The organism is Campylobacter sp. (assembly GCF_052169515.1).
Taxonomy (GTDB): Bacteria; Campylobacterota; Campylobacteria; order Campylobacterales; family Campylobacteraceae; genus Campylobacter_A.
Map to the genome: position 1 here is coordinate 34,033 of NZ_JBQNCH010000010.1, position 23,004 is coordinate 57,036.

37 protein-coding genes are annotated in these 23,004 nt (G+C 40.7%); 25 read left to right on the forward strand and 12 right to left on the reverse strand.

The window, feature by feature from the left end:
- Positions 1–12: 12 nt before the first annotated feature.
- The 7 genes from ACTTKV_RS04835 (at position 13) to ACTTKV_RS04865 (ending at position 3,340) form a co-directional block, all read left to right on the forward strand.
- Positions 13–270, forward strand: a complete 258-nt coding sequence (locus ACTTKV_RS04835; protein WP_442549513.1) for a hypothetical protein — start codon at positions 13–15, stop codon at positions 268–270.
- Positions 271–333: 63 nt separating this feature from the next.
- A complete protein-coding gene (locus ACTTKV_RS04840; protein WP_442549514.1) occupies positions 334–675 on the forward strand; it encodes a DUF7768 domain-containing protein in 342 nt (113 codons plus the stop codon).
- A gap of 35 nt (positions 676–710) precedes the next feature.
- On the forward strand, positions 711–1,199 hold the full coding sequence (locus ACTTKV_RS04845) for a host-nuclease inhibitor Gam family protein (protein ID WP_103579145.1): 489 nt from the start codon (positions 711–713) through the stop codon (positions 1,197–1,199).
- A gap of 192 nt (positions 1,200–1,391) precedes the next feature.
- Complete coding sequence (locus tag ACTTKV_RS04850) at positions 1,392–1,595, forward strand: hypothetical protein (protein ID WP_442549515.1); 204 nt, start codon at positions 1,392–1,394, stop codon at positions 1,593–1,595.
- Positions 1,595–2,557, forward strand: coding sequence for an AAA family ATPase (locus ACTTKV_RS04855; protein ID WP_051267848.1), 963 nt, complete (start codon positions 1,595–1,597; stop codon positions 2,555–2,557). Before ACTTKV_RS04850 ends, ACTTKV_RS04855 begins: the two co-directional genes overlap by 1 nt.
- 1 nt (position 2,558) lies before the next feature.
- Positions 2,559–3,062 carry a phage protein GemA/Gp16 family protein gene (locus tag ACTTKV_RS04860; protein WP_442549516.1) on the forward strand — a complete coding sequence of 168 codons (504 nt, stop codon included), beginning with the start codon at positions 2,559–2,561 and terminating at the stop codon, positions 3,060–3,062.
- Positions 3,059–3,340: a hypothetical protein gene (locus ACTTKV_RS04865; RefSeq protein WP_442549517.1), complete on the forward strand. Its 282-nt coding sequence runs from the start codon at positions 3,059–3,061 to the stop codon at positions 3,338–3,340. Before ACTTKV_RS04860 ends, ACTTKV_RS04865 begins: the two co-directional genes overlap by 4 nt.
- Positions 3,341–3,367: 27 nt before the next feature.
- Here ACTTKV_RS04865 and ACTTKV_RS04870 read toward each other — a convergent pair whose 3' ends face one another.
- A complete protein-coding gene (locus ACTTKV_RS04870; protein ID WP_442549518.1) occupies positions 3,368–3,667 on the reverse strand; it encodes a hypothetical protein in 300 nt (99 codons plus the stop codon).
- An 87-nt stretch (positions 3,668–3,754) separates the two neighbouring features.
- Here ACTTKV_RS04870 and ACTTKV_RS04875 point away from each other — a divergent pair, with 87 nt between their 5' ends.
- On the forward strand, positions 3,755–4,210 hold the full coding sequence (locus ACTTKV_RS04875) for a thermonuclease family protein (protein ID WP_442549519.1): 456 nt from the start codon (positions 3,755–3,757) through the stop codon (positions 4,208–4,210).
- Positions 4,211–4,214: 4 nt separating this feature from the next.
- Here the strand turns inward: ACTTKV_RS04875 and ACTTKV_RS04880 are convergent, their stop codons facing one another.
- The 10 genes from ACTTKV_RS04880 to ACTTKV_RS04925 form a co-directional block, all read right to left on the reverse strand.
- Positions 4,215–4,700 carry a phage virion morphogenesis protein gene (locus tag ACTTKV_RS04880; protein WP_442549520.1) on the reverse strand — a complete coding sequence of 162 codons (486 nt, stop codon included), beginning with the start codon at positions 4,698–4,700 and terminating at the stop codon, positions 4,215–4,217.
- Between the two features lie 122 nt (positions 4,701–4,822).
- Positions 4,823–6,070 (reverse strand): phage head morphogenesis protein, encoded by a 1,248-nt coding sequence (locus tag ACTTKV_RS04885; RefSeq protein WP_442549521.1) that lies wholly within the window; start codon positions 6,068–6,070, stop codon positions 4,823–4,825.
- Entirely contained in the window at positions 6,060–7,445 is a 1,386-nt protein-coding gene (locus tag ACTTKV_RS04890) for a phage portal protein family protein (protein ID WP_442549522.1), read from the reverse strand. Before ACTTKV_RS04890 ends, ACTTKV_RS04885 begins: the two co-directional genes overlap by 11 nt.
- On the reverse strand, positions 7,442–9,085 hold the full coding sequence (terL, locus tag ACTTKV_RS04895) for a phage terminase large subunit (protein WP_442549523.1): 1,644 nt from the start codon (positions 9,083–9,085) through the stop codon (positions 7,442–7,444). The genes ACTTKV_RS04890 and terL overlap by 4 nt, the downstream gene beginning before the upstream one ends.
- Positions 9,086–9,094: 9 nt before the next feature.
- Entirely contained in the window at positions 9,095–9,580 is a 486-nt protein-coding gene (locus ACTTKV_RS04900; RefSeq protein ID WP_442549524.1) for a DUF1804 family protein, read from the reverse strand.
- Positions 9,573–9,971: a phage protein Gp36 family protein gene (locus tag ACTTKV_RS04905; protein WP_103559465.1), complete on the reverse strand. Its 399-nt coding sequence runs from the start codon at positions 9,969–9,971 to the stop codon at positions 9,573–9,575. The genes ACTTKV_RS04900 and ACTTKV_RS04905 overlap by 8 nt, the downstream gene beginning before the upstream one ends.
- A 152-nt stretch (positions 9,972–10,123) precedes the next feature.
- Entirely contained in the window at positions 10,124–11,092 is a 969-nt protein-coding gene (locus ACTTKV_RS04910) for a major capsid protein (protein WP_442549525.1), read from the reverse strand.
- A 10-nt stretch (positions 11,093–11,102) separates the two neighbouring features.
- Positions 11,103–11,429 carry a hypothetical protein gene (locus ACTTKV_RS04915; RefSeq protein ID WP_442549526.1) on the reverse strand — a complete coding sequence of 109 codons (327 nt, stop codon included), beginning with the start codon at positions 11,427–11,429 and terminating at the stop codon, positions 11,103–11,105.
- A gap of 1 nt (position 11,430) precedes the next feature.
- On the reverse strand, positions 11,431–12,279 hold the full coding sequence (locus ACTTKV_RS04920; RefSeq protein ID WP_442549527.1) for a phage protease: 849 nt from the start codon (positions 12,277–12,279) through the stop codon (positions 11,431–11,433).
- A complete protein-coding gene (locus tag ACTTKV_RS04925; protein ID WP_442549528.1) occupies positions 12,270–12,722 on the reverse strand; it encodes a hypothetical protein in 453 nt (150 codons plus the stop codon). The genes ACTTKV_RS04920 and ACTTKV_RS04925 overlap by 10 nt, the downstream gene beginning before the upstream one ends.
- A gap of 150 nt (positions 12,723–12,872) precedes the next feature.
- Here ACTTKV_RS04925 and ACTTKV_RS04930 point away from each other — a divergent pair, with 150 nt between their 5' ends.
- The 17 genes from ACTTKV_RS04930 (at position 12,873) to ACTTKV_RS05010 (ending at position 22,684) form a co-directional block, all read left to right on the forward strand.
- Positions 12,873–13,307, forward strand: coding sequence for a glycoside hydrolase family protein (locus tag ACTTKV_RS04930; protein ID WP_442549529.1), 435 nt, complete (start codon positions 12,873–12,875; stop codon positions 13,305–13,307).
- The gene (locus tag ACTTKV_RS04935; RefSeq protein WP_442549530.1) at positions 13,304–13,720 is read left to right on the forward strand and encodes a DUF5675 family protein; all 417 of its coding nucleotides are present in this window, start codon (positions 13,304–13,306) and stop codon (positions 13,718–13,720) included. Before ACTTKV_RS04930 ends, ACTTKV_RS04935 begins: the two co-directional genes overlap by 4 nt.
- Positions 13,720–14,079, forward strand: coding sequence for a hypothetical protein (locus ACTTKV_RS04940; RefSeq protein ID WP_442549531.1), 360 nt, complete (start codon positions 13,720–13,722; stop codon positions 14,077–14,079). Before ACTTKV_RS04935 ends, ACTTKV_RS04940 begins: the two co-directional genes overlap by 1 nt.
- A complete protein-coding gene (locus ACTTKV_RS04945) occupies positions 14,076–14,321 on the forward strand; it encodes a hypothetical protein (RefSeq protein ID WP_103579129.1) in 246 nt (81 codons plus the stop codon). The genes ACTTKV_RS04940 and ACTTKV_RS04945 overlap by 4 nt, the downstream gene beginning before the upstream one ends.
- Positions 14,311–14,694 carry a hypothetical protein gene (locus ACTTKV_RS04950; protein WP_107691868.1) on the forward strand — a complete coding sequence of 128 codons (384 nt, stop codon included), beginning with the start codon at positions 14,311–14,313 and terminating at the stop codon, positions 14,692–14,694. Before ACTTKV_RS04945 ends, ACTTKV_RS04950 begins: the two co-directional genes overlap by 11 nt.
- Positions 14,687–15,298, forward strand: coding sequence for a phage baseplate assembly protein V (locus tag ACTTKV_RS04955; protein ID WP_442549532.1), 612 nt, complete (start codon positions 14,687–14,689; stop codon positions 15,296–15,298). Before ACTTKV_RS04950 ends, ACTTKV_RS04955 begins: the two co-directional genes overlap by 8 nt.
- Before the next feature lie 2 nt (positions 15,299–15,300).
- On the forward strand, positions 15,301–15,585 hold the full coding sequence (locus ACTTKV_RS04960) for a GPW/gp25 family protein (protein WP_442549533.1): 285 nt from the start codon (positions 15,301–15,303) through the stop codon (positions 15,583–15,585).
- 109 nt (positions 15,586–15,694) lie between these two features.
- On the forward strand, positions 15,695–16,777 hold the full coding sequence (locus tag ACTTKV_RS04965; protein ID WP_442549534.1) for a baseplate assembly protein: 1,083 nt from the start codon (positions 15,695–15,697) through the stop codon (positions 16,775–16,777).
- Positions 16,774–17,394, forward strand: a complete 621-nt coding sequence (locus ACTTKV_RS04970; RefSeq protein WP_442549535.1) for a phage tail protein I — start codon at positions 16,774–16,776, stop codon at positions 17,392–17,394. The genes ACTTKV_RS04965 and ACTTKV_RS04970 overlap by 4 nt, the downstream gene beginning before the upstream one ends.
- 11 nt (positions 17,395–17,405) lie before the next feature.
- Complete coding sequence (locus ACTTKV_RS04975; protein ID WP_442549536.1) at positions 17,406–19,379, forward strand: phage tail-collar fiber domain-containing protein; 1,974 nt, start codon at positions 17,406–17,408, stop codon at positions 19,377–19,379.
- A 9-nt stretch (positions 19,380–19,388) separates the two neighbouring features.
- Positions 19,389–19,682, forward strand: a complete 294-nt coding sequence (locus ACTTKV_RS04980) for a hypothetical protein (protein WP_442549537.1) — start codon at positions 19,389–19,391, stop codon at positions 19,680–19,682.
- Entirely contained in the window at positions 19,679–19,945 is a 267-nt protein-coding gene (locus ACTTKV_RS04985; protein ID WP_442549538.1) for a hypothetical protein, read from the forward strand. Before ACTTKV_RS04980 ends, ACTTKV_RS04985 begins: the two co-directional genes overlap by 4 nt.
- Complete coding sequence (locus ACTTKV_RS04990) at positions 19,942–20,109, forward strand: hypothetical protein (protein WP_442549539.1); 168 nt, start codon at positions 19,942–19,944, stop codon at positions 20,107–20,109. The genes ACTTKV_RS04985 and ACTTKV_RS04990 overlap by 4 nt, the downstream gene beginning before the upstream one ends.
- Complete coding sequence (locus tag ACTTKV_RS04995) at positions 20,096–20,731, forward strand: DUF7338 family protein (protein WP_442549540.1); 636 nt, start codon at positions 20,096–20,098, stop codon at positions 20,729–20,731. Before ACTTKV_RS04990 ends, ACTTKV_RS04995 begins: the two co-directional genes overlap by 14 nt.
- A gap of 2 nt (positions 20,732–20,733) precedes the next feature.
- Complete coding sequence (locus ACTTKV_RS05000; RefSeq protein WP_442549541.1) at positions 20,734–21,897, forward strand: phage tail sheath family protein; 1,164 nt, start codon at positions 20,734–20,736, stop codon at positions 21,895–21,897.
- 10 nt (positions 21,898–21,907) lie between these two features.
- Positions 21,908–22,423, forward strand: coding sequence for a phage major tail tube protein (locus ACTTKV_RS05005; protein ID WP_442549542.1), 516 nt, complete (start codon positions 21,908–21,910; stop codon positions 22,421–22,423).
- 21 nt (positions 22,424–22,444) lie between these two features.
- Entirely contained in the window at positions 22,445–22,684 is a 240-nt protein-coding gene (locus tag ACTTKV_RS05010) for a phage tail assembly protein (RefSeq protein WP_442549543.1), read from the forward strand.
- Between the two features lie 129 nt (positions 22,685–22,813).
- On the opposite strand, the gene ACTTKV_RS05015 is transcribed toward ACTTKV_RS05010, so the two are convergent.
- Positions 22,814–22,981, reverse strand: coding sequence for a hypothetical protein (locus ACTTKV_RS05015; protein ID WP_180382143.1), 168 nt, complete (start codon positions 22,979–22,981; stop codon positions 22,814–22,816).
- Positions 22,982–23,004 lie beyond the last annotated feature (23 nt).

Here is a 23,004-nt window from a genome sequence, read left to right on the forward strand (position 1 = left end):
AAGGAGTAAAAAATGATGGATATAGCTATAAATCCTCTTGAAAATAGTGCAGTTGATCGAACGCAAGCGGCAGGGCTAGTTAGACTGGTAAGAGAATTTGAAGAAAAAGGATTTGAAATGAGAGTAAGTGCTAAAGGTGAACTATGGGGCATAAGGCGCGGAAGCATGATAAAGGGCCAAAAGGCCGACTACTCAAAGAGCATGTTCAAGCTAGTAGGCAAATATATTATAAGAACCGCTGACGGCAAAGTGATCGATACGGCAGCTTAAATTTGATTTTTCGGGAGCTCTGCGGAGCTTCCTATAAAGTTAAATTTTAAGAAAGGAGAATAGATGAAAACAGCGAGATTAGTGTTTGTTTCTACTCCCTACGCCAGTATCGAGTGCAAAGATCGGGACAGAAACTACTACGCTAAGCAAATAGCGCAGCAGGCTTGTGCTATCGTCAGAGCTAACGGCTACGAGCCTATCTCGCCCGTACTTGCGTGGATGGATATATATAGCGAGCTTGAGCGTGAAAGAGTAATGAAAAACTGCGAAGAACTGCTTAGAGTGTGCAGCTACTACTACAGCCATTCGTGCAAGTGGAGCGACAAGAGTAAAGGTATGGCACAAGAGGCGGCATGGGCTAAAGAATACGGCCTAAGCGAGCTTAAATTTAGTTTGTTCGAGTGATAGGGCTAATAAAAATTTTTAATGAGGAGTAAAAGATGCAAATAAATAGTTTTAGTGACGTAGACGTCGCTTTAAAAAGACTATGCGAAGTAAGCGTAGGTATAGAAAAAATTAACGGTGAAGTAACGCTTGAGTGCAACCGTATAAAAGAAGCTAGAAAAAGCGAAGTTGAAAGACTCGAGAGCGAAAAGAGCTACATCGAGCAGCAAATCACACTATTTTGCGAGGATAATAAGGCCGAATTTGCCGAAAAACGCTCAAAAGAATTTACTTTCGGCGAGATCGGCTACCGCATAAGCAAAAGCGTAAGAGTACCTACCGTAAAAGCCAAGCTTGAGAGTTTGTTAAGCTCAATAAAGGCATTTGGATTAGGTAAAGAGTGCATTATATATGAAGAAAAGCCTAACAAGGAAGCACTTGCGGAGCTAAAAGACGAGGATTTAGTAAAACTCGGTCTTAAAAGAGTAGTGAAAGATAATTTTAGGATAGTGCCTAAGATAGAGAGCCTGGAGATAGGAAAATGAACGAGATAAAGAGCGATTTTCAAATCTATTGGAGTGAATATAAAAAGTTAAAAGATAGCAAAAATAGGCTTTTGCCTAGGTTTGTAAGACGAGAAAAATTAAGAATTTGTGTTAAAGGGCTTTAAGCCCTTTAAAGAGCGTTTTAAACCACTTTAACGCTCTTTAAAAGGTTTAATTTTAAGGAAAGACGGTTTGACAACTAAGCAAAAAATTCACCTCGATAATCTACACGCAAAAAAGAGAGCATCGTATCAAGCTAGACTTAATAATGTCCTAAGCTACGATCTTAGTTTTTACCGCTTTAAAAACGGAAAGCTAAACATATCAAAACTAGCTAGGTGCAGTGGTTTAAGCCGTGGATTTTTAGAAAAAGAGCTGTGGAAAAAAGGATTATAATGAGCGAAATTTTCGAGTTTTTAAAAAGTTCTAGCCTAACCAAGGATAGTTTCAACGAAAAGGTCGAGTTTTTGATAGAGGGCTTTTTAGTAAAGCAGCTAATCACACTGATCTACGCTGACGGCGGCACGGGCAAAAGCTACATGGCCTTTGCTCTAGCTAAAAAACTTTGCAAAGAGGGTCAAAGGGTGTTTTTCATAGACTACGACAACCCAGTAGGCGTACTCAAACAGCGCGGCGTAGATAGGTTACTTATAGAAAGCTACGAGAATATGAATTATATCCAGCGCTCCACTTTGGAGCTTTGCGGATTCGAGCTTGTTTTAAAGCTAGAAGAAAACGCCGTAGGCAAAGCTTACAAAGATTGCGTTTTTATTCTGGATAGCTTGCGGGATTTCGTAGACATCAATAACGACAACCGCATAAATAGACTGTTCGGCGCGCTTAAGAATTTACGCGAAGCAGGAGCTACCGTAATCATCCTTCACCACTCTAACAAAGACGGTAAAAACTATCAAGGTAGCAACCATATAAGAAATTCTCTCGATGTTATGTATCATCTACTAAAACGCCCTAGCAAGGAAAACGAGTTAAATTTCTTACTTGAAGTAGCCAAAGAAAGAGCCGGAGTAAAAGATAGTGGTTTTTGCGTAAAAACGCTAAATTTAGAACTAAACGAGCTTGACGTAGAGGTAGCTAGAATGAGCGAATACGAGCTAAATTTTACTACTCTAGCGCAAAAAATACTAGCCGGCGGAGATCTAAACAAAACCGAGTTACTAAACGCTATGAATTACGAAAAAGACGATAGAACGGCTAGGGATTGCCTCGATAAATTCGACGGCAAGCTATGGTTTAGCCGTAAAACTGGCAAGAGCGTTATATATAGTTGTAAAGCGGAGACTACAACCGATACAACTATTACAACTATAAGGGAAAATACCTTAAATTTGGCGGTTTGAGATGAATACGAGCGAACTAAAAAAATACTATATAAAAATGATACAAACATTGAAGCACAACTATTTCGTGGACGACGAATGCAGAAAAATATATCTACAAGCGCAATTCGGCAAAGATAGCTTGACACAACTAAGCGTTGAAGAGCTTAGAAGCGTACTAGAAGTCGTGGGATATAAGCCCCATAAAGGTGCAAATTTTAAAAGACCTGCGCGAAAAAGCAAAGCAACCCGCAAAACCAAAGCAAATAAAACGTCTAGCCCTTCTTTTGTAGCCGACGAAGATATAACGCCCGCTAAAGGCAGCCTATACGCTACCAAAAAACAGCTTGAAACTATCATTGGTATCTGGGAAGAGATAGCCAACGTAAAAACAGGCATGGCTTTAAGAGAGTTCATCTTTAGGATAGTTAAAATCAGACCTTTGCATATTAAATTTCTATCGAGAAGCGATGCCGCCGACGTCGTGCAAGCCCTTATTCAAATGAAAGACAAATACTACAAATGATAAATAGCTTCGATATATTTGCCGAGTTCTACAACCGCGTCAAAGAGAGCGGAAGTATGGCCGACATCATCAAAGAATACGGCGGAGCAAATATTTACGTGCCAAGCTACAAAGGTACGTTTAGAAACTACGATATACTCAAAGAATACGAAGAAGGCATAGAGTTAGGCAAGCCACGCCCAGTAGTCATTCGCGAGATCGCCGCGAAGCATAACTTGAGCTATAACAGCGTTTGTGCTATAACCAAAGAGTTAAGAGAGCCTAGTTTGTTCGAGTAAAGACTATACGTAATGGCCTGATCGCCATTACGTATTTTGTATAAAGTATGGAGTAGAAGCAACCGAACTGGATGAATTGAACGTTTTTTGGAGTTCTACGTTATTTACCTGTGTTTTGTTTTGATAATCCAAATTTGCTTTATAGCTGTCTACTCCCGTTTGATTATTGGATTGCCAAACCTCTTTTTCAGTAGCCATAAAGCCTTTGCATAGATCAACATAAAGCCCTAAAGCATCTTTCTTAATGTTTTCATCTTGCATAGATGATATTTGTTTTTCTAGGAAGTCTAGAACCCTGTTTTGTTGCCAATTAATTAAAGGCGTCATTTTATCCTCCTTAATTTTTATAATATTTTAACTTGTTTGATAAAGAAAATTTCTTAAAATATAATTAATTTTCTAAAAGGATTTACGATGCTAAAATTTCTGATATTTATAAGTTTAGTATTTACTTGCGCCTTTGCGGACTATGAGGCAAAGGTGGTAAAAATTTCAGACGGCGACACGATAAAAGTCTTGACTGTGGATAAGCAAGAGATAAAGATAAGACTTCACGGCATAGACGCCCCGGAAAAGAAGCAACCTTTCTCGCGTTTATGTAAACAAGCTCTGCAGGGTAAAATAGCCGGAAAAATCGTAACCGTAGCAGGAGATAAAAAAGATAAGTATCAAAGGACTATCGCAAAAGTATTCCTTGATGGAGAAGACGTGAATAAATTTATGGTCAAAAACGGCTATGCTTGGGCTTTTAAGAAGTATTCTAAGGAGTATGAGGATGATGAAGCGTATGCTAGAAATGCAAAGCTAGGCCTTTGGCAAGAAGATAGCCCGACTCCGCCTTGGGAGTTTAGAAAAAAGAGAATAAACTAGACTGCTACTTAAAGCTATCCTTTACGAAATTTATAGCTACTTTTTTTACGACTTCTTCTGTTTTATCCGGCAATTTTCCGCTTTTATCTACTGGCAAGAACGGGCGAGCCGTGATTCTTACATTTTTACTTCGTCCCGCCTTATTGGTGCCGAATTGATGAACTAGCCCATAAGCAAAGCCGTTTTTATTCGTATTATTAGATACCGTGGCTTTTTTATCGTCTGCTTTAACTATCCATTTATCCGCCAAATTTCCGTCCCATCTTAAAATATTAGATGACTTTCCTAGTTTTTGTTTTTGCCTAATCGTACTAGGTTTCAAGGCTTGCCATTTTTGTCCGAACGGACTGCTCTCGTTCTCAAAACTAGCTTCTATTTCGTTTTGTAAGATATTGCCTAGCGTTTGCATTAGCGGTTTGGTTTTTTTGTCGATATTTTGCAGAGATTTTAGCTTAGTTTGCAGCTCTTCTAGGCCTTTAACTTCTATCATTGCGTTTGTCCCCTTAAAATGTGGTATAATTACACAAAGTAGATAAGAGATGGCCCAGATTTGGCAGGGTTCCAGTTGCAAAAGCAAGCTGTATATGACTTGGGTTCGATGCCCGGCCTTATCTACTTTATCTTCATATATCTTTTTTTATCTTTCAAAATAGCTTTATAATTTTCTACGGGTATCCTCGTAATAGTCGCTATAAAATTATCGGTTTTAAATTTTTTAAGCGTATAGTCTAGGCGGACGACGGCGTAATTTACCATGTTATCGTTTTGTAGGCTATTATAAAAATATAGTAAAACATTGTCCTTTTTATCGTAAAATACGCGTTTAGCTTCGTCAAAAACGCCTACTACGGCTTTTATTTCATCGATATTGGGCTCTTTTCCCTTCGGCTTGCTATCTCTCGTGATGTGCGAGATGGTGTTTTGATAAACGGCTATACTGGATGCTTTAGGCTCTACGTCGATGATTTTTAGATTTTTCTTGATACTTTGCTTTAACTCCCCTACTTGAGCCACCTGGTAAATTTTATCCTTGATGATTTTACCGCCGACTACGGCGCCTACCATGTCGTCTAAGCTTTTTTGCCAAACGTAAATGTCTCGCTCGTGCTCGAAGCTATCTAGGGATTGTTTTAAATTTTTCTTTGCAAGAGTTGAAGTAATGGCGTCCAAGGCCTTATTTTGCTTATCTTTTAAAATTTCGTCTGTCTTATCAACTTTACCTGGGTTGTATCTAAAATCTTTTTCTGCAGCTTGAGGTAAAAAAGAACCATCTGCAAGTGGCACGATACCTCTAGCTATACACTCAGCCTCAGTTAGTACCTGTACCTTGCAGCGACACCCCCAGCCATTTGGCGGATAGTTGGTATCCCAAAATTTATCAGTTTTAGGTAGTGTCTTGCCGTGAAGCTTTCTATGAGCTTCTCTTGTTCTGCTATCAAGCACTGCTGTATAACGGAAGTATTCGCCTAGGCTTTCCATCTGGCTTTCATACCTAGCCTTAGCATAGGCCGTTCTCATATTGGTGTTAAATATATTTCTTAATCTTCTATTGCCTACGTAAATTTCTTTTTCTTCGCCAGTCTTTGGGTCTTTTACTTTGATATTTCCCAGCCAACCTTTCTTTGCCAGCATAGGCTTTACACTATTTTTCCACTCGTCAAACCCAATGCCCTCTTTAAAAGCTTTTGTAAGCGAACTTTGCATATCTTTTAAAAGGTCTAAATTTGTCATCTTGGCTATTGTAAAAGCCTTTTTGTGGGCATCGTGCACGATCTCATCATAATCAAAGTGCGCTTGGGGCTTTTTGCTCTTTAAATATTCATAAACCGCCGTAGGCTCCTCGAAAAAACTAAATTTCATCTATATATCCCAGCATCTGCGCATTGGCTACGGCTTTAAACATCAAGGGCTCAAGCTTTTCAAATGGCAGATCGTAAAGTTCGTAAAGCTTATCGAAAGCCTCTTCGTAAGTCTCGCTGCTTGCGATTAGTTTGTTTAAGGCCGCTTCTATCTCGCCGTCTTCTATATCCATCTCGTCAGTGGCTTTATCAAATCTATCTAAAGCCTTTAAAGAGCCTTTTAAGGCTGTTAAATTCGCTTTATTAGCTTTTAAATTTTTCTCTTGCACCCAGGCATTTTCGTCGATCTCGATATTGTAAGTCGAGGTTATATATTTTTTGGTCGGAGCAAAGCCCATATCGTATAGCGTCTTGTCTCTTGTAGCGCGCTCGGTATTAGGAGCGTCTTCGTCGAATAGTTTTGCATAAAGCTCGCCGTTATAGCCGTTGATTTCCTTAAAAAAGCTTATGGCCTTGTTCATCACGAAGATTAAAATTTTAGCATCGTTTGCGGCAAGATCTTCTCTAATCTCGTTGTGCGTCTTTGCTGCGGCGAAGCTGCCCTCTTTTACGTCGCTAGTCAAATTTGCGCCTAAAATAGCCTTGCTGATTTGATTGTCGAGGTATGCGGGAAGTCTCGTAAAATCTACGTTTGAGGTAGGCTGCACGAGGGTGATCTCCTCGTCCGTGTCTATGACCGCGCTATCGCCGCTAAGCATAGCTTGCACTTCCGCAGCCATTTCGTCGGGCTCGTAGCTAGTTTTTGCTATCGCCCAGGGCGATCCGAATTTTTCTAAAAACCTAAACCAAAACTTCAAGCTGGCGTTTTTCATCTTGACGGGGAAATACAGCTTTTTAAGCAGCCCGTCTCCGTATATTTTTCTAAAATTCGCCCTGTTTAATGCATATATAACTTTTAAAGGCGGAATACTCTGTTCGCTTCCGCCGGCGCTAAACACGAACTCGCCCGCGTCGTTAAATTTAAACTGCCTAAAATCGCGCTGCACGAGTCTTGGGTATACAAGCCCTTCTTTTTCTTTGTAGTTAACCTCGAATACGTTTAACCCGTAAAGATAGGTCTCTAAAATTTGGCTGACGACGTCGGGGTTAAAAATCTTTTTAAATTCGTCCTTAATTTTTTCATCGTCGCAAACGATTTGGATCTCTTTTTTCTCAGTCACGGACTTGCGGCTCACGTCACACTGCGTAACGGTAAGATCGGCTAGTATCATATCCATATCGTCGTCGCCAATGCTGGAAACTCCCGTATTTATCAGCAAATCTATCAGGGTTCCGTTTTGGGCAATAACGGCGCTCTTGCGCTTTAAGATAGGTGTCTGAATTCTATCGTTTCTGTTCGGTTTTATGTATTTAAAATTCAGTCTTTTCTTGTTCATCTTATGCGCCTTTTTACTTTCTTTTTTAGTTTTGTTAAGTCGTATGCGCCCGCCAAGCTGTCGGGCGCGTCGTCGTGCTTAGCTTCGGGATACTCCGTAAGCTGCTCGATGAGCAGGCTTTGGCTTTCATGAAAGAGTATTTCGCCGTCTTCTATAGGCACTTCAAGTTCCTCTATTCTTTGCCCTTTGCTTGCGGTATTATTTACGCCTTTTAAAGGTAGTTTAATGCCTATCTCAAAGGCCTTTTCTCTGATCCAGCCCCTAAAAAACTCCTGCCCGCCGTTGCTCTCTATCGCGCAAACGCGGCATTTATAGAGCTGATTAAGCCTAATGATCTCTTTGATGGTCTTTTTGGTCTTCATGACCTCTACTATGCTTTCTGCTACGTAGATCTTGGCTTCTGCCTTGCTCACTCCTAGCACCGTTATGGCCGTATAATCGCTCTTTTTCTTTTCGCCTGCGGGGTCGATATACATCACGAAGTAATCGCACCTCGGAAGCTCGCGGTAAAAATGCATACTCTCTTTGGTAAAAATTTGAGTCTCGCTTCTAGGATCGTTTTGCTGCTCTTTGTTGAAGCTTTTTAGGTTTTCGGCGCGCTTTTGCATGAGTTTTAAAATCGGTAGCGCATCCTGCCAAAGTACCCGCGCCCCGTCGTCCATAAGGGCTTTGTTTTTTAAATAAAACGTTTCGCTAGCCTCTTTTGAGACGTTTTTGTAAAGCTCGCTCCATCTCTCCCATAAATCCATACGCTTTGGGTAATTTATGATGCTTTGGTACTTTTTGGCATTCCAAAATTTAAGCTTGAGCTTCCTAGCCAAAACGCTATCTGCGTGAAGTACGGTGCCGATATAAAGCACGTCGAGGCTACCGTCTACGCTACCCAAATTTAAAACCGCTTCGTCTAGCCACTCCTCGAGCTTGTCGCGTTGCTCTTTGCTGCGCACGTTGGTGTCGTTTTCCAGGTCGTCTAGGACTACTAGGTCGGGGCGATAAACGCCGAATTTTACGCCGCGCAGTCTTTTACCAGAGCCAAAAGCCTTAAGCTTGATTCCGTTTTTAGATACGAACTCGCCTATCTTCCAATTTTTGCTTGCGCCGCAAACGTGCGGGAAGTCCATTTTTAAATTTGCGTTGTCCTCAAGCTCGGCTTTGATGGCTTCAAGACACCCCTCAACGAGCTCCACGGCATCTGAAATTTCGACTATGAATCGCTTCTTGCCAAAACAAATACACCAAAGCGGAAGAAGCTGTGAGCAGTACGTGGTCTTTGCATGACCGCGCGGCGCGGCGCGGGCGTATTTGTCTCCGCTTGCGTTTTGCGTCATAGCTTCAAAAATCTGTGCTAGATCTTCGTGAAGCGCGCAAGAGCTGCTAATGCTAAAATAGTGTGGGAAATAAGTTCTCGCAAAAAACATAAAGTCACACTCGGCGCGGCGCACTCTTGCGGCCCTATCTTTGGGGGACAGAGGGCTATTTAGATGTATCTGCTCTTTTAGCTCGCCGCTAAGCTCCTCCAGCCAGCCATAAAAGTCTTTGCGCGTGAGTTTGCTGAGTTCTGGCTCCACGGCGCCCGCTTGCCTATGGCTTTCGCGGCTATCCTCTAAAAAGCTATCCAGTTCGTCTTTTGAAAAAAGCATGTATTCTTCCTAAACGTCGAGCTCTTCGATAGCTTTGACAAATTTCTCGCTCTCGATGAGCTCGACGAGTTTTTTGATACACTCTTTGTTCTCGTCGTCTTTAAATTTATCGACCACTAGCATAATGACCTTTTTAGCGATGCTTAGGCGGTATGCTACCGGATTTTCGTAGCTTGCTACTTTGGTCATCTTGACGAAGCTGTCACCTATTTTTGAAAGCGCCTCGGCCTTTTTGCCCGCAGGCAGTTCGCTCTCTCTGATATCTTTGACTGCCAGACGCATCTCTTCAATAAAGTTTTGATAGATGTTTTGCTTATCTTCGCCGCTTTTGTTTAGATAGCTTGCGGCTTTTAGTTCGTCCCAGTCGCCATTTTGAGATTTGTAGTTTTTTATGGTTTTTACAGTCTTGTTTAAAATTTCAGCTATGCGCTCAAGGCTAAAGCCTTTTAAATATAGCTCTTTTGCTAGCTCTTTGATATTCGGTTTCTCAGCCATTTAAATCCTTTAAGTCCATTTTTTTCTCGCTGTGCCTAAATGCTCTTATGCCGAGCCTGGGCGCGCTATCGTCTTCTATTTGGCTCGGAAGCTTCTTGTTAGCCATCTTCAAAAGTAGGGTATCCATCTTTTCTATCTGCTCATTCAGCGCCTCTTTGGGAAAGTTGTTGCGCTTTTTGAGCTCGATAATAGTCAAATTTACGCCGATGTCTTTTAGTAGTGGCGTAGGATTTTGCGGAAGCTTGATAAAAGAAGAGATATAAGCCAAGGCATCGTTTACGCTATCGTCTATGACGCCTTGATTAACGGCGCCGCTTCCTTCAAAGTCGCTGAGCTCTTGCAACTCTCTAGTAGAAACTTCTTTAAGTAGATCCTCGTTTGTTAAAACCATTATTTTGTCTCCAAATATTTTAAACCTTTTGACCGTATTCGTTATTAGCTTTTAGCGAGCGTTAAAAGCGCGTTAAAACGTTTAAAATATTTTTCTCGTAGTTTTAGTCGTTTTTGATTTAAAAGGGCGTGAAGCCCTTTTAAATTGATTTATTACATTTTTAACTCGATGATCGCGTCAAGCCTATTGCAGATCGGAAGCGGTCTGCTTTCGCTAACAATGCCCCAGCCCATACCTTTGTCAAGCACCTCCGGAGCCGCAGCAAAGAATTTAGTCGGAGCCTTTCCGATGGCGGACGTATGGTTTGCTCTCGTATAAACCACCTCAAAGATGTCATCCATCAAAGGCACTACTACGCCTTTTTTGCCGCTCATGTAGCTCGTATCTTTACCCTTCGTGTTTTTGTACGAGGCATCGTAAGGCATAAAGGTCTTGCCAAAAAGTTTAAGGGTTAAAACGCCGTTACTGTCAATGACTTCGCAGGATTTTAGCTTTAGAATCTCCTGGGCTTCGGCTAGTTTAAGCAGCTCGCCAAAAAGCTCTCTAGTTACTAGCGCGATATACGGCTTTGCAACGCCCAATACCTCTTTTTGAGCTGCTTCGATATCGCTCAATAATTCCAATATCTTAGTCGCATTCGTGATAGTTATCTCTTTTCTATTTGCACTAAGCTCAAACAGCACCTTTCCTTTGCCATCCATTACCTTACCGAAAATAGCGCCTATGGCCATATACTCTACGGTGTTGGTGATCTTGCTCTTTTGGCTAGCTAGTATTTTGCCGATAGCCGCAGACAATGATTTAAGCTGCTCGCTTTGAGTATTGAGCGTTCTTAGTAAATTCATCTCGCTAGCCGGGAGTGGATCATACTGCGGGAAGCGAGGAAGCGGTACAGAGATAATAGTTTGGTCGGGATTTTTCGTCACCAAGTGCTCTCCGTTTTCGCTAACGCTTTCAAGGATTATGCTCGCGCCTTTTTCGATGATAATGTTATGGGTATTGGAAAGCGTCGGAGTCCATTTTTTAAAAAACGTATCCGTTATAAAACTTTGATCGACCTTAGTCTGAATTATGATCTCAGTCATCGCCTCGACCGTAAATTTTTTTAAAAGTTCATCCATTTTTATCTCCTTATCTCACTATAATTTTTTGTTTGAACAGTGCGGTTTTTAGCTCCGCGGCGGCGTTTTCCAGCATCACTTCGCCAAGCACCAGCACGTCTGCGTCCCCTGTGGCCTCTACGTTGTCGCAAAGTACCCCAAATACCGCGGAAGCGTTTGCGATAGTAGCGGTTTGATTGTCGCTCGTTACGGCCGCAAAACTCTCGCCACCGTTAATACTAAACAGCACGGCTCCGCACTCCAAAGCCTTTGTGGTCTCTACTTTGGCATTGACGCCAAGCACCTTGTTTACGACTACATCTCCGATGGTCTTTGGCTTCTTTTGTTCGTTTGACATCTTATTCTCCTCCTAATGCAAATTTAACTACATCTATATCGTTTTGGGATTGGTTTTTGTTGGCAAACAGATCGTTACTCGGTATGCTCGTTTTTTGTTGTGGCGGCATAACGCCTTTTAAAAACTCATTAAAACCGTTTAAATCGGCTTTTGCGTAGCTTAGTGCCCACTGCTTTTGACTTTCTTGCAGCTTATTTGCGATAATGGCTGTGTCTACCGCGCTTTGAGCTAGTTGCTCTTTTAGCGTAGCAACCTCTTGTTTAGAGGCGTCAAGCTGATTTTTAAGCTCGACTATCTGAGCCTCATAGCTCGCGCCGTTTTGCGCAGCAGCCTGAGCCTGCGGCTCACCTTTTGGATTTTTTGCATCATCCATGTTTGTCTCCTTTGTAAAATTTTTATTTGCTCTTACTTCGCCCAGCTCGTCTAGAAATGGTTTATTAGTTAGTGCCGCCGAGTGTAATGTGCAGCCCTGCCAAGCTCCTGTCTTTTCGTCTACACCCATAAAGTCGTAAACCGGGCTAAGATATTTATATTCACCGTTTTTGATGAATTCTTTTGCTTTGGCCGTCCAACTTACGCGCCCGTAAAGCGCACCGTCTTTTATAAAAAGCTCTTTTATCCAGCCCGCCGCGGGCGCTATCTCTCCGCTTAAAGTTTGGTGCTCGTAGTCGATCACTATATCTAGGCTACGCTTGTCGAAATTTAGCTTCATTTTTTCTATGTCTGCAGCGTCTATACTAAACGTTCCTCCAGCATGTCCTTGCCAAAAGCCGGTTACGGCCAGGCAAATTTCGCTTAAAACTTCTTCTTTATCGTCCTTTAGCGCGATTAAGTCTTTTGTTATGAGCATAAGAATTCGTCCTTTTCTAAAAATTGTGTTCGTATCTGCCTGGTGAGCACGTAGACGTAGCCGTAGTCGGTAATATCGTTTAGCGACGCCTTAGCGCTTTGGGGTTCTATTCTAAACTCGTTACATAAATTTGAGTTTCTTAGCTTTTTATCTATCTCCTCGCATAGAGCGTAGGCTTTAAATTTATTGGCTTGTCGGTAGTTTTGATTTTTGTTTGAAGTGCAGGCTAGTATATGGATATTATACGTCGCGCTTCGTTCTACTACGTTTTCGTATTTTTCATCCACGAACTCTACGAATACGAAGCTCTCGCCACCTTTTATCAATAGTTCCATCTCTTCTTTGTTATTAAACTCGCCCAAATATGCTCTAATTACCGAGCTTTTTGGTTCGGTCACTTCTTTAATCGTGTTTATAAGTTCTTTTTCAAATTCTTCCAGCATTTACCGCCTTTGGTGTATTTTTGGCGCAATTATGAAATGTTTCGCGCCGAGAATCTATTACAGAACTTTGACAAAGTTTTTTGACAAAAAATCGTGATAGATTTTGGGATGGGTATGGCGTAATATTGCGGCAAAAGTTTGGAGGATGCCATGACCTTAATAGAAAAAATCAAAGAAAATGAGGGTCTTAAAGATCATAGATACGAGGATAGCCTGGGAAGACTAACCGTGGGCTACGGCTTTTTGCTTGCCGCGCTTACGGCCGACGAGCTAGCGCTAAACGGCGGCAAATACGAACCCATGAGTAAAGAGACGGCCGATAAAATTTTAGAGCTCAAGCTTGAAAAACTAACCGCCGCAGTATTCGCGACGTTTGATTGGTTAAAGGAAAAACCGCAAAACGTCCAAGAAGTAGTGATAGAAATGGCCTATCAGTTAGGCGTTTCAAAGGTAAAGAAATTCGTAACCACGATGCACCATATAAGAACGGGCGAATACGAAGCCGCCTATCAAAGCGGCATGAATTCTCTTTGGGCGAAACAAACTCCAAACAGAGCAAAAAAGGTACTAGGAGGCTTATTGTGAAGCTAACGATAACGCGCTTTAAAAATATAAGTGACGGTACTATAGGAAAGTTTGAACTGCACGAAGCGGACGAAAAGCCGCTACTCTCAGGATACACCCTTGAACCCGCGGGTGAAGACTGCGTAACGCCGGGGCGAGATCTACGCGTGCCGCAAGGAGTATACGAGACGGCGTGGGAATATAGCCCGCGCTTTGGACGGGTTCTAGCGACGCTTTTTAACGAAAAGGTAAGCAAAAGCCGCCGTATACTCATTCACGCAGGGAACTACCCCAAAGATACGCTAGGCTGCGTTTTGATAGGTGCGAAAGCGGATGAAAGAGGGATTTACGATAGCAAAAAGACACTTGAAGCCTTTATGGAGCGAGCCAAGAATAAGCCGCTAACCGTAGAAATCATAAACAAGGGTGTTTGATGGGATTTTTGGCGACTAAACTTCCTATTGTAGGCTTTGCATTGGCCGCGCTTTTAGGTTTTGCTTGCATAAATTTGTTCCTCGAAAATTCAAGGCTAGAGGGCGTAAATTCCGTCTTGCTTAAAGACCTTGAAAGCGAAAAAGAGAAAAACGAGCGATTAACCAAGGACTACACTACAGTCAAAAACAATCTAAGTGCCTGCGATACAGCTCTTGCTTCACAAAACGAAGCTATAAAGGCTGCTGCGGTAAAGATCGACGATACCCCGTCAAAAGAGGTCGAGCGGATAAAGAAGATCTACGTCAAAGATAAAAGTTGCGAAAGCGAGCTGGCTGCATATAAGGAGCTGTTTAAATGAGAATATTAGTGTTCTTTATGGTGCTCATTCTACTTTTTTCAGGCTGCGCGAATAAACAAGTGCCTGAGCCTAGTGTTATATATAAAGAAAAATATATGCCCATAAAATGCAACGCCAAAATGCCACTAAAACCCAAAAATGATGGCACGTTTGAGACGGATAAGAAGATTGCTGTTTATTACCGCGACTGTGAAAGAAAACTAAAAAAATGTCTTGGAATAAAGGAAGAAGATGGAAAATAGCGGCTTAAATTTTAGTGACGAGATAAGAGAGACAGCTGGACTAATAAATTTAGCTGGATCATGGGGGTTAAATGAATTTATCGTCTTTATGGCGATTTTTGGCTTTATAGGCTTTGTGGTGATCTTTTGGCTGCTTAGTAGATATACGAGCAAAAACACTGATTTGATGATCGATGTGGTCAATAAAAATAGTGAAGCGATAAATAAACAAAGTAGCGCCACTGAAAAACTAAGCGATATCTTAGCAGCAAATTTTGCCATAAATAAAGAGAAGCTCAATGAAATACATGATGATGTAAAAGAGATTAAGCATAGCGTAAAGTACACAAGAACGCCAAGAAATAAAAAATTTAGCGAGCATATAAATGATTGAAGTTGGAATTATAAGTGAAGTAAGAGATGACCGTGCAAAAGTTGCCATTGGTTCGATGGTAACTGATTTTTTGCCGGTATTTCAAGCACATGCCAACTCTTATGCAGTGAGCTTTTCGCCAATACGTGTAGGAGAGCAAGTGCTAGTGCTACCTGTGCATGATGAGTTAAACTCAGGCGTGGTGCTTCGTGGGCTTTATCAAAGTTCACATAAAACTGATGCAACTGATAAGAAAGTACATATAAGTTTTGAAGATGGCATAAAGATGAGCTATGACAGCTCTAGCTCTTGTCTTGAAATTTCATCTCCAAAGCTTATAAACATAACTTGCGATAACGCAAATGTAAAGGCTAAAAATGTGATGGTAGAAGCTAGCGATACCACTATAAAAAGTCCAAGCATCAAGCTACTTGGCAACACGCTCATTGAAGGAGCTATAAATACAGCAGGAAGTGGTGGTGGTAGCGGTAGTTTTGAGATAAATGGAGATGTAAGGATCACTGGCTCAATCACAGCAGGTGGCAATGCAAACTTTGGTGGTAGCGTACGTGATGGACGTGGCAGCCTAAGCGATCATACAAATAACGGACTTGCGAGGGATTAGTGATGAAATATCTCATTGATATAGAAAACTCTATCAAAGACATACTCCTAACTCCACTTGGCTCAAGGGTGATGCTGCCTGAGTATGGCAGCAGAATTTATGAGCTAATAGATCGCAAGGTGGATGATGAATTTCGTGCTGATCTGGCGTGCTTTGTGATAGAGGCGGTTGAGAAATGGGAAAAGAGAGTAAAGATCGATGAAGTTCGTCTTATGGGTCTAAAAGATCACAAGCTTAGCTTTAAAGTAGTGCTTGTGAGCGGTGATGAAATAGAGGTAAGGATATGAGTTTTATCTATAAACTGCAGTTTGCGAATAGCAAACATGGCTTTAGGTGGGTCAAGGGAGCTTTAGCTTCCTGCCGGAACATGGGCTATGCTCATGTGAGGAGTAAAAAATGAATTTAAAACAACTTCCATATCCAAACGTTATTGAAGTGCTTAAATATGATGAAATTTTAAATAATGTTAAAAACATTTTTAAAGAGCATTTAGCTGATGATGAAATTTCACTACTTGAAAGTGACAATTATTCGGCACTTCTTGAAACGCTAGCTTATAGAGAACTGCTCTTGCGAGCCAGGATAAATGATAGCGTTAAGGCTATGTTGCTGCCATTTTCTACTGGAGATGACCTTGATAACATAGTAGCGATTTATGGCATAGAGAGGTTAAAAGGCGAGAGACCAACGGCGCAGTGTGAGTTTAGTCTTTCAATGCCAAGAAGCAGCGATACATATTTGCCAAAAGGGCTAATTTTACGCAGCGAAAATGGTGAAATAGCTAGCTTAAAAAGTGAAGTTATAATAAGAGCAAATGAGCTAAAAGCTGTTGGAGTGATCATCTTAGATGAGTTTACAAAAACTAGCAAAGCAAAGTGCGAATATATCCAAACACCACTTCCTTTCGTATTAAAAGCAAAACAGATAAGTGAGTTTGAAGGCGGAGCCGAGCGTGAAAGCGATGATAGGCTAAGAGAGCGTGCAGTTTTAAGCCTAGAGCGTTTCTCAACTGCAGGCAGTGCTAAAGCTTATACTTATCAGACACTAAGCGCAAATGCAAAGGTTATTGAGTGCAGCGTGCTAAATGGCGGTGCTGGAGTGGTGCAAATTTATCTAAAAACTACCGACATGAGCGAAGAGACACGCAAAGATGTGGAGAGCTTTTTAAGTGCCGAAAAGGTCAGGCCACTAACCGACAATCTAAGCGTGTTAAATGCCACGAAAATAGACATAAAGGTAGTAGCTACCCTTGAGCTAACAGATATGCTCTTTCAAGACGAAATTGCTAAAGCTATATCAGCCCTGCCAACTACTCTTAGCCTTGGCGAGGATCTAAATTTAAGCTATATCTATAAAAATCTACATCAAAACGGCGTTTATAGAGTAAGTCTTAAAGCACCGCTTAATGATAAAAAGATAAGCGTAAAAGAATTTGTAAATTTAAGCTATGAGATAAGCTACAAAAAGGCTGAGTTATGAGCTTGCTGCCTAATCACAAAAGTAAATTTGATAAGAAATTTGATGAGCTTTTTGGCGTAAGGTTTGAGGATTTAGACATTGGCGTCATAAATACTCTTGCAAGCTTTTGCCCAAAAAATTTACTGCCAGTACTTGCAGCCAGCTTTGATGTAGATATTGATGGACTAAACGAGAATGAAGCTAGAGAGCTCATAAAAAACGCTTTTGAGATACATTACTACTCAGGCACTTTTTATAGTCTAAACAAGGCGTTAAGCGCACTTTATGTAGATACCAAGGTTAAAGAGTGGTTTGATTATGCAGGACTACCTTATCACTTCAAACTAGAGCTTGATGCAAGCAAAAATGGAGTAAGCCCACAGACGCTAAAGAGATCTGATGAGATCATAAACACCTACAAAAACGTACGTAGCGTATATGACGGCGCTAGCATAAAAGCGACTGCTAGCATAAATTTAAAAGCTTACTCTTACACATTTAGCGGTGAAAATATAAGCGTAGATCCTTATGTGGTCTCAAATATAAGCCAAAGAGCAAGCTTTAAAGTAGGAGCTACTACGCAGATAAACGAGATCATAAGCATACCAATCGATGCAACAAGAGTTTTAACAAGATAAAGGACGGATAAATGAAGCAATACACACTTTTAACAGCTAGTGGCATAAACAAACTTTTAAAAACCACTAGCGACGGATCAAAGATCGCATTAAAAGAAGTTGTAGTAAGCGATTACGAAGGAGAACTAAGCGAACAAACTACATCGATACCAAATGAAAAGTATAGAGGAGCAATAAACGCCGTAACGATAGACGAAAACGATAATAACATCCTCGACGTCGATGCCATCATACCGCCTGAAGTTGGCGGATTTTACATAAAAACGGCTGGCATATACTGTGATGATGGCTCACTCTTCGCAGTGGCAAGATTAGCAGATACTTACAAGCCTCTTTTAAACGAGGGGTCAAGTAAAGATATAACGCTAAATTTTAAGCTCCAAATTTCAAACGCAAACGAAAGCATCATTTTAAAGGTTGATAACAATATAGTGCTAGCAACTAGAAAATGGTGCGAAAAGATGTTTCTTAAGTTAAAAGACAAGATCGATGCATACACCAAACCTGAGAGCGATGATAAATTTGTAGCAAAGGAAGACATCGCCACCGAAGCCAAAGCAGGTATCTTTAAAGTCACTAATGAGATTAAAGGTACTAGAAACGATGTAGTTGTAACTGAAGCTGCAGTAGCAAATAATACTATGTCTTTTGAGCCTTATAATAAGGTTGATGTTGATTTTATAGGAATAAAAAATGCTAAAGATATATCTAAAGACCCAGACCCTTTTAAGGATGGTAGCGGTGAAGCCTTATATAACTTTATAGAAGGGGGTAAAGATCTTGCAGGGAAGCATAATAGTACTGCACAATTAACACCAGTAGACGGTGGTGTATTTGGAGGTAAAGCGCTATCTGGTAAAAACAATTACAAACCACTTGGTATAACATTAAATTTACCTAAATGGACAATAAGCTTTTGGACTAATGATAGGGGTAATAGTACATCAAATAGAATGCTGTTATTATTTAACTCTGGTAATCAAAACTATACAAGACAAATGTATTTTAGAGCTACTGGTGCAAATGAAGCAATAGCATTTAATACTTACAGAAGTGATAAATGGGTAAAAATAGAAGGCAATCAAATAAAAAATGATGAAGGCGGTTGGAGATTAGTAACTGAAAAAGCACCAAGTGATGAGTGGTATCACGTAGCGGCATCTTATGACGGAGAGCACATAGTATATTATCTTAATGGTGTAAGACAAGGTAAAGTGCAAGTCGGTCCTGGATTAAACTTAACCCCTAGTTATAATAATACGTGGATAGCTTACAGTTTCTCATCTGAAGAACGAGGGGTATTAAGTCAGGTTCGTATTTTTAATAGAGTACTTGAAGATGATAAATTACAAATATTATTTACAGAGAGTATATCAAGTGAAAATACAAATTTATATGTAGAGGGAATAACATACATATCTGATAAAGCATCTGCTCCTGGCAGATATTTAAACACAGCTACTAAGTTGAGAGCTTTTGTGCCAGCAAAACAACAAAAACCTAGTGGAACATATTTTGTAAAGGTTAAACAAGACAACTCACTAGAATTAGTGAGCATAAGACCCGAGTTTCATCACAAATCAACAACTGCTGAATATTATCTTGACGGAGTATGGTACGACAAATCAGGCAATAAGTTGCCACCACAAACTTACTTACCTTATTCTGTAGCTATTAATGCAAATAATATTACAGCGGTTAATTTTGAAAATATTTATCCTAGTAGTAAAGAGCTTGGTGTAGGACAAAGGTGGATAAATGAAAAACCTAATAGACAAAACAACTTTGTGTATAAAAATGAGAGTGGTCGATCAATACAAATAAGCTGTTATGTTAATACAGTTCCTATTCAAACATCTCAGGATGGTATTAACTGGGTATCTCATCCAGCAGCATCAACAGCAGGGGAATGCGAAATAATAATCCCAGCAGGGTATTTTTATAAAACAGCCATTGTGGGTCCACAATGGCTAGAACTAAAATAAGGATAACTAATGAAATACTATAAAAATGATAACAATGAGATATTTGCTTTTAATGATGACTTTGATGCGTCTAGTGACATTACTAGACTTAATCTTAAGGCCATTTTAGAACCTGAGATAAACGATATTTTAAGTAGCACTATAGACGAAAAAGCTAAACAGCTGGCAGAACTTGAAGCCGAGATCACCGAGTGTGAAAACCATATCCGTCACGCCCTCATAATCGGCAACACGGCAGTGCTTGAAAATCTAAGGGCGGAGTTAAAAGAACTAATAGCACAAAGAGAGGAGTTAAGAAAATGAGCTATTTCTTAATCTGTATTTTATCGCTAGTTTTGGGCATTTTACTTTGCCCTATCATGATCTTTTTGCGTGCTAGAAAGTGCAAGGGCTGGGACAATAGCAATATGACAAATATTTTACGAGTGTTTAGTCACTTGGCAACACATCCTGACGACTTTGCAAAAATGCAATACGAAGATGGCAAAAAGCCGTTTTGGTATTTGAGTGGTGATGAATTTACGGACATAGTCCGAACAAGACCAAATAAAAAGGATGATAAATGAGAGTAAGAATAAAAAGGTGCGAAATTTGCGCATCAAAGCTGGATAAAGACGGCGCTTGCACTTGGAGCGAGTGTCCTAAGTGCCCAGAATACAAACAGAGCGAAACAAAAGAGAATGAGAAGCCAAGCAAGAAGTCAAAAAAGGAAAATGATGCTAAAGAGTAAAGAGATATTGCGTCTTATAGCGATCATTTTAGTAGAGCTTATGCTTGAGATCCTCTCATTTGTAGTCGTGCCAGTCGCATTACTATTTTGCAAAAAAGATGACGAGCATTTGCCAAAGATATTTAGGTGGTTTGAGGATGCCAACGACTATTACGATGGTAAGTGTGCTGCTATAAATGGAGATAGCGGCTGGAGAGAGAAACACTATCCTGAACCAACCAATAGAACATATAAAGCAAGACTTCTTTGGCTCTTGCGTAATAAGATAGGATATTTTTCAAGTGAAATTTTAGGCGTCAAAGTAGATGAAGTAAATCCATATAGCATACAGACCATAGGTGATCCCAATATCACCAGTAATGGTGGCAAAAAGAGTGGTTTTTGCAAAGTAACTTGTATCTTAAAAGATGGACGCTCACGTTTTGGACTTTACAAAACGATCCGATACAAAGGCTTTTTAAGTGGCTTTTATTGTCGTATTTATGTCGGATGGAAGCTTATGGATATAGCAGGAGCAAATGCCTTAAATTTTAAAGAGTTCACCCAAGGAGATGATAAGAAACATCTAAAAACGGTGTGGTGTATAAATCCATTAAAAAAAGTAAATCAAAAAGGAGAATAAAAATGGCAGCAAAATTTGGTGTAAACGTAACCGTATCAGCTGAGGCAGCAAGACCAATAGCAGTAGAAAGTACTACACCTATTGGTATAGCAGGGTATGAAGAGGTGTTAGAAAATGGTCTACATTTTTATATGACAACAGCAAAGGCACTTGAAGCCCTTGAAGCAAAATACAAAGCTAAAAAGGATGCGAGCCAAGCTTTTAAAAAAGGCTCTATTTATAGGGCTTTAAAAGGCATTGAAGATCAGGCCGTAAATACTCAAATAATTTTAAGTGTATTTACAAAAGATAACGATGAGGACACAAACGATGAGATCACAGAGTGCAAAAGTGCCGTAGCAGAGCTAACCAAAGCAAAATCTCGTTTCGGATATAACCCTAATTTAATTATAGCCCCCGAATTTAGCCACGAGGATGCCGTAAAGGGCGAGATAGAAAAAGTGGCAACCAGGCTAAAAGCGACTGGCATCGTAGATCTAAAAGCCCAGGACGCAGCCGCGGCGATAGTAAAGATGGGAGACTTTGGCACTAGAAGGCTCGTTGCCGCTTATCCAAATGTCAAGGTTTGGGATGATGAAACGAACGCTTATGCCTATGAGGGGCAAAGCGCGAGAATAGCCGGCATGATAGCTCATACGGACGGCATGAGCGAGTTTGGATATAGCGACAGCTACTCAAACAGAGTTATGATAGGGGTTTCTGGTACGCAAATAGACGTGGATTTTGAGCTTGGGGAAACTTGCACGGCTGATGAGCTTAGATCAGCTAAAATTTCGACCGTCATCAGAGAAAGCGGCTTTAGAGCGTGGGGCGGAGAGACTAGCGATCAAGATACTATATGGAAAGATCTAGCGCGCGTTAGAGTGTTTGACCGCATTTCACAGGCTTGCCAAAAAGGGGTACTATTTGCGATAGACAAAAAAGCCGATCAACTCTATCACGCAAAACGAAGCGTTAGCGAGCTGCTTAGGGGACTTGTAGGAGCAAAGGTATTGCTTGGGTACGAGCTGTCTTGGAGCGAGAAAAATACGCTAGCCAATATCACGGACGGTAAATTTTACCTAGATGTCAGAATGCAAAACACCCCTATCGTAAAACAGCTAACGCTTGATTTTATCTACGTAGATAAATACGGCGAAACGCTTATGAACGAGCTAAACAAATAAGGAGTAAAAAATGGTAAAAAGACAAATTCCTCAGGTCATCCAGGAAGCAAGCGTATTCATAAACGGTCAAGGATATTTAGGCGTCGTCAAATCTCTTACGATACCGAAAATCGAACAAGAGACGATCGAAGCCAAAGGCGCGCTCGGCGGGAATTTCGCAAGCGGAACGATAAAGCCGGTGGAAATGGAATTTAAGCTAAGCGTGCTCGATAAAAATACCTATTTGGGATACGGGCTAAATACTTGGAATAACAGAATTCCTTTTTTATTTAAAGCTAGCGTATTCCAAGCAGGTAAAGGCGCTCCCGAGCCATTTTCTATGGCGGTTACCGGAGATATAGTAGAGATAGATCCGGGTAGCTTTGAAAGCGGTAAAGAGATGGAAGTGACGGTTAAACTAGCCGTGCATTTTTTAGATATAAATATAGGCAAAGTCCCAGTAGCACTACTGGATGTCGAAAACATGATATGCCTGATAGGCGGGGTCGATTATTTGGCGCAAGTGCGCTCAAATTTGGGCGAATAATAAAAAATTAAAGGATAAACCATGAGAAAAACGACGATTAAGTTGCCTATTAACGGCAAAGAAGTAGAAATTTTCGCGCCTACGGTTAGAGTTATGAAGCTAGCCGGGCTTGAAAAAAGCGACGACGAGAGAGCGATCAAGCTAGTAGTTAGCTGCGCTAATATGTCAAGCGACGAAGTAGAAAGTCTTGATATGCTCGATTTTAAAGCGATCGAGGAGGTGATTAAGGATTTTTTGCAGCCGGCGGAAAAATCGGTATAAATAACGAGACCGTAGCGTCGGTAGCTTACGTTTTAGGGTTCGGCTATAACGAAATTTTAGATTTAGACGTAATAGATTTTAGCGAGTTCGTTAAAATCTCGGAGCGAATTTTAAAGGCTAAAAGCGGAGTTAGTTAGATTTTTTTAATATTCTAGGAGCGTTTAAAACAGCGCCAACTCCGCCTATTAAGCCGCCTAACAAACCTAGTCCGAAAAACAAAGCGATTAACGTCTGCCAAAACCCTACCGGCGAGGCGTAGAAAAACAAAAATATAAAAATCGGAACAAGAAAAGCCATTTTAAATCCTTTTCACGGATTAT

Bases quoted from the DNA above. Each gene is read 5' to 3' on its own strand.
- ACTTKV_RS04870 (WP_442549518.1), bottom strand. From the start codon at position 3,667: ATGACGCCTTTAATTAATTGGCAACAAAACAGGGTTCTAGACTTCCTA.
- terL (WP_442549523.1), bottom strand. From the start codon at position 9,085: ATGCTTTTTTCAAAAGACGAACTGGATAGCTTTTTAGAGGATAGCCGC.
- ACTTKV_RS05000 (WP_442549541.1), top strand. From the start codon at position 20,734: ATGGCAGCAAAATTTGGTGTAAACGTAACCGTATCAGCTGAGGCAGCA.
- ACTTKV_RS04900 (WP_442549524.1), bottom strand. From the start codon at position 9,580: ATGGCTGAGAAACCGAATATCAAAGAGCTAGCAAAAGAGCTATATTTA.
- ACTTKV_RS05010 (WP_442549543.1), top strand. From the start codon at position 22,445: ATGAGAAAAACGACGATTAAGTTGCCTATTAACGGCAAAGAAGTAGAA.
- ACTTKV_RS04860 (WP_442549516.1), top strand. From the start codon at position 2,559: ATGAATACGAGCGAACTAAAAAAATACTATATAAAAATGATACAAACA.
- ACTTKV_RS05015 (WP_180382143.1), bottom strand. From the start codon at position 22,981: ATGGCTTTTCTTGTTCCGATTTTTATATTTTTGTTTTTCTACGCCTCG.
- ACTTKV_RS04845 (WP_103579145.1), top strand. From the start codon at position 711: ATGCAAATAAATAGTTTTAGTGACGTAGACGTCGCTTTAAAAAGACTA.
- ACTTKV_RS04915 (WP_442549526.1), bottom strand. From the start codon at position 11,429: ATGTCAAACGAACAAAAGAAGCCAAAGACCATCGGAGATGTAGTCGTA.
- ACTTKV_RS04960 (WP_442549533.1), top strand. From the start codon at position 15,301: ATGAAATATCTCATTGATATAGAAAACTCTATCAAAGACATACTCCTA.
- ACTTKV_RS04990 (WP_442549539.1), top strand. From the start codon at position 19,942: ATGAGAGTAAGAATAAAAAGGTGCGAAATTTGCGCATCAAAGCTGGAT.
- ACTTKV_RS04890 (WP_442549522.1), bottom strand. From the start codon at position 7,445: ATGAACAAGAAAAGACTGAATTTTAAATACATAAAACCGAACAGAAAC.
- ACTTKV_RS04840 (WP_442549514.1), top strand. From the start codon at position 334: ATGAAAACAGCGAGATTAGTGTTTGTTTCTACTCCCTACGCCAGTATC.
- ACTTKV_RS04875 (WP_442549519.1), top strand. From the start codon at position 3,755: ATGCTAAAATTTCTGATATTTATAAGTTTAGTATTTACTTGCGCCTTT.
- ACTTKV_RS04920 (WP_442549527.1), bottom strand. From the start codon at position 12,279: ATGCTCATAACAAAAGACTTAATCGCGCTAAAGGACGATAAAGAAGAA.
- ACTTKV_RS04975 (WP_442549536.1), top strand. From the start codon at position 17,406: ATGAAGCAATACACACTTTTAACAGCTAGTGGCATAAACAAACTTTTA.
- ACTTKV_RS04880 (WP_442549520.1), bottom strand. From the start codon at position 4,700: ATGATAGAAGTTAAAGGCCTAGAAGAGCTGCAAACTAAGCTAAAATCT.
- ACTTKV_RS04980 (WP_442549537.1), top strand. From the start codon at position 19,389: ATGAAATACTATAAAAATGATAACAATGAGATATTTGCTTTTAATGAT.
- ACTTKV_RS04865 (WP_442549517.1), top strand. From the start codon at position 3,059: ATGATAAATAGCTTCGATATATTTGCCGAGTTCTACAACCGCGTCAAA.
- ACTTKV_RS04940 (WP_442549531.1), top strand. From the start codon at position 13,720: ATGGGATTTTTGGCGACTAAACTTCCTATTGTAGGCTTTGCATTGGCC.
- ACTTKV_RS04970 (WP_442549535.1), top strand. From the start codon at position 16,774: ATGAGCTTGCTGCCTAATCACAAAAGTAAATTTGATAAGAAATTTGAT.
- ACTTKV_RS05005 (WP_442549542.1), top strand. From the start codon at position 21,908: ATGGTAAAAAGACAAATTCCTCAGGTCATCCAGGAAGCAAGCGTATTC.
- ACTTKV_RS04945 (WP_103579129.1), top strand. From the start codon at position 14,076: ATGAGAATATTAGTGTTCTTTATGGTGCTCATTCTACTTTTTTCAGGC.
- ACTTKV_RS04910 (WP_442549525.1), bottom strand. From the start codon at position 11,092: ATGGATGAACTTTTAAAAAAATTTACGGTCGAGGCGATGACTGAGATC.
- ACTTKV_RS04950 (WP_107691868.1), top strand. From the start codon at position 14,311: ATGGAAAATAGCGGCTTAAATTTTAGTGACGAGATAAGAGAGACAGCT.
- ACTTKV_RS04855 (WP_051267848.1), top strand. From the start codon at position 1,595: ATGAGCGAAATTTTCGAGTTTTTAAAAAGTTCTAGCCTAACCAAGGAT.
- ACTTKV_RS04835 (WP_442549513.1), top strand. From the start codon at position 13: ATGATGGATATAGCTATAAATCCTCTTGAAAATAGTGCAGTTGATCGA.
- ACTTKV_RS04905 (WP_103559465.1), bottom strand. From the start codon at position 9,971: ATGGTTTTAACAAACGAGGATCTACTTAAAGAAGTTTCTACTAGAGAG.
- ACTTKV_RS04885 (WP_442549521.1), bottom strand. From the start codon at position 6,070: ATGAAATTTAGTTTTTTCGAGGAGCCTACGGCGGTTTATGAATATTTA.
- ACTTKV_RS04930 (WP_442549529.1), top strand. From the start codon at position 12,873: ATGACCTTAATAGAAAAAATCAAAGAAAATGAGGGTCTTAAAGATCAT.
- ACTTKV_RS04955 (WP_442549532.1), top strand. From the start codon at position 14,687: ATGATTGAAGTTGGAATTATAAGTGAAGTAAGAGATGACCGTGCAAAA.
- ACTTKV_RS04965 (WP_442549534.1), top strand. From the start codon at position 15,695: ATGAATTTAAAACAACTTCCATATCCAAACGTTATTGAAGTGCTTAAA.
- ACTTKV_RS04925 (WP_442549528.1), bottom strand. From the start codon at position 12,722: ATGCTGGAAGAATTTGAAAAAGAACTTATAAACACGATTAAAGAAGTG.
- ACTTKV_RS04995 (WP_442549540.1), top strand. From the start codon at position 20,096: ATGCTAAAGAGTAAAGAGATATTGCGTCTTATAGCGATCATTTTAGTA.
- ACTTKV_RS04985 (WP_442549538.1), top strand. From the start codon at position 19,679: ATGAGCTATTTCTTAATCTGTATTTTATCGCTAGTTTTGGGCATTTTA.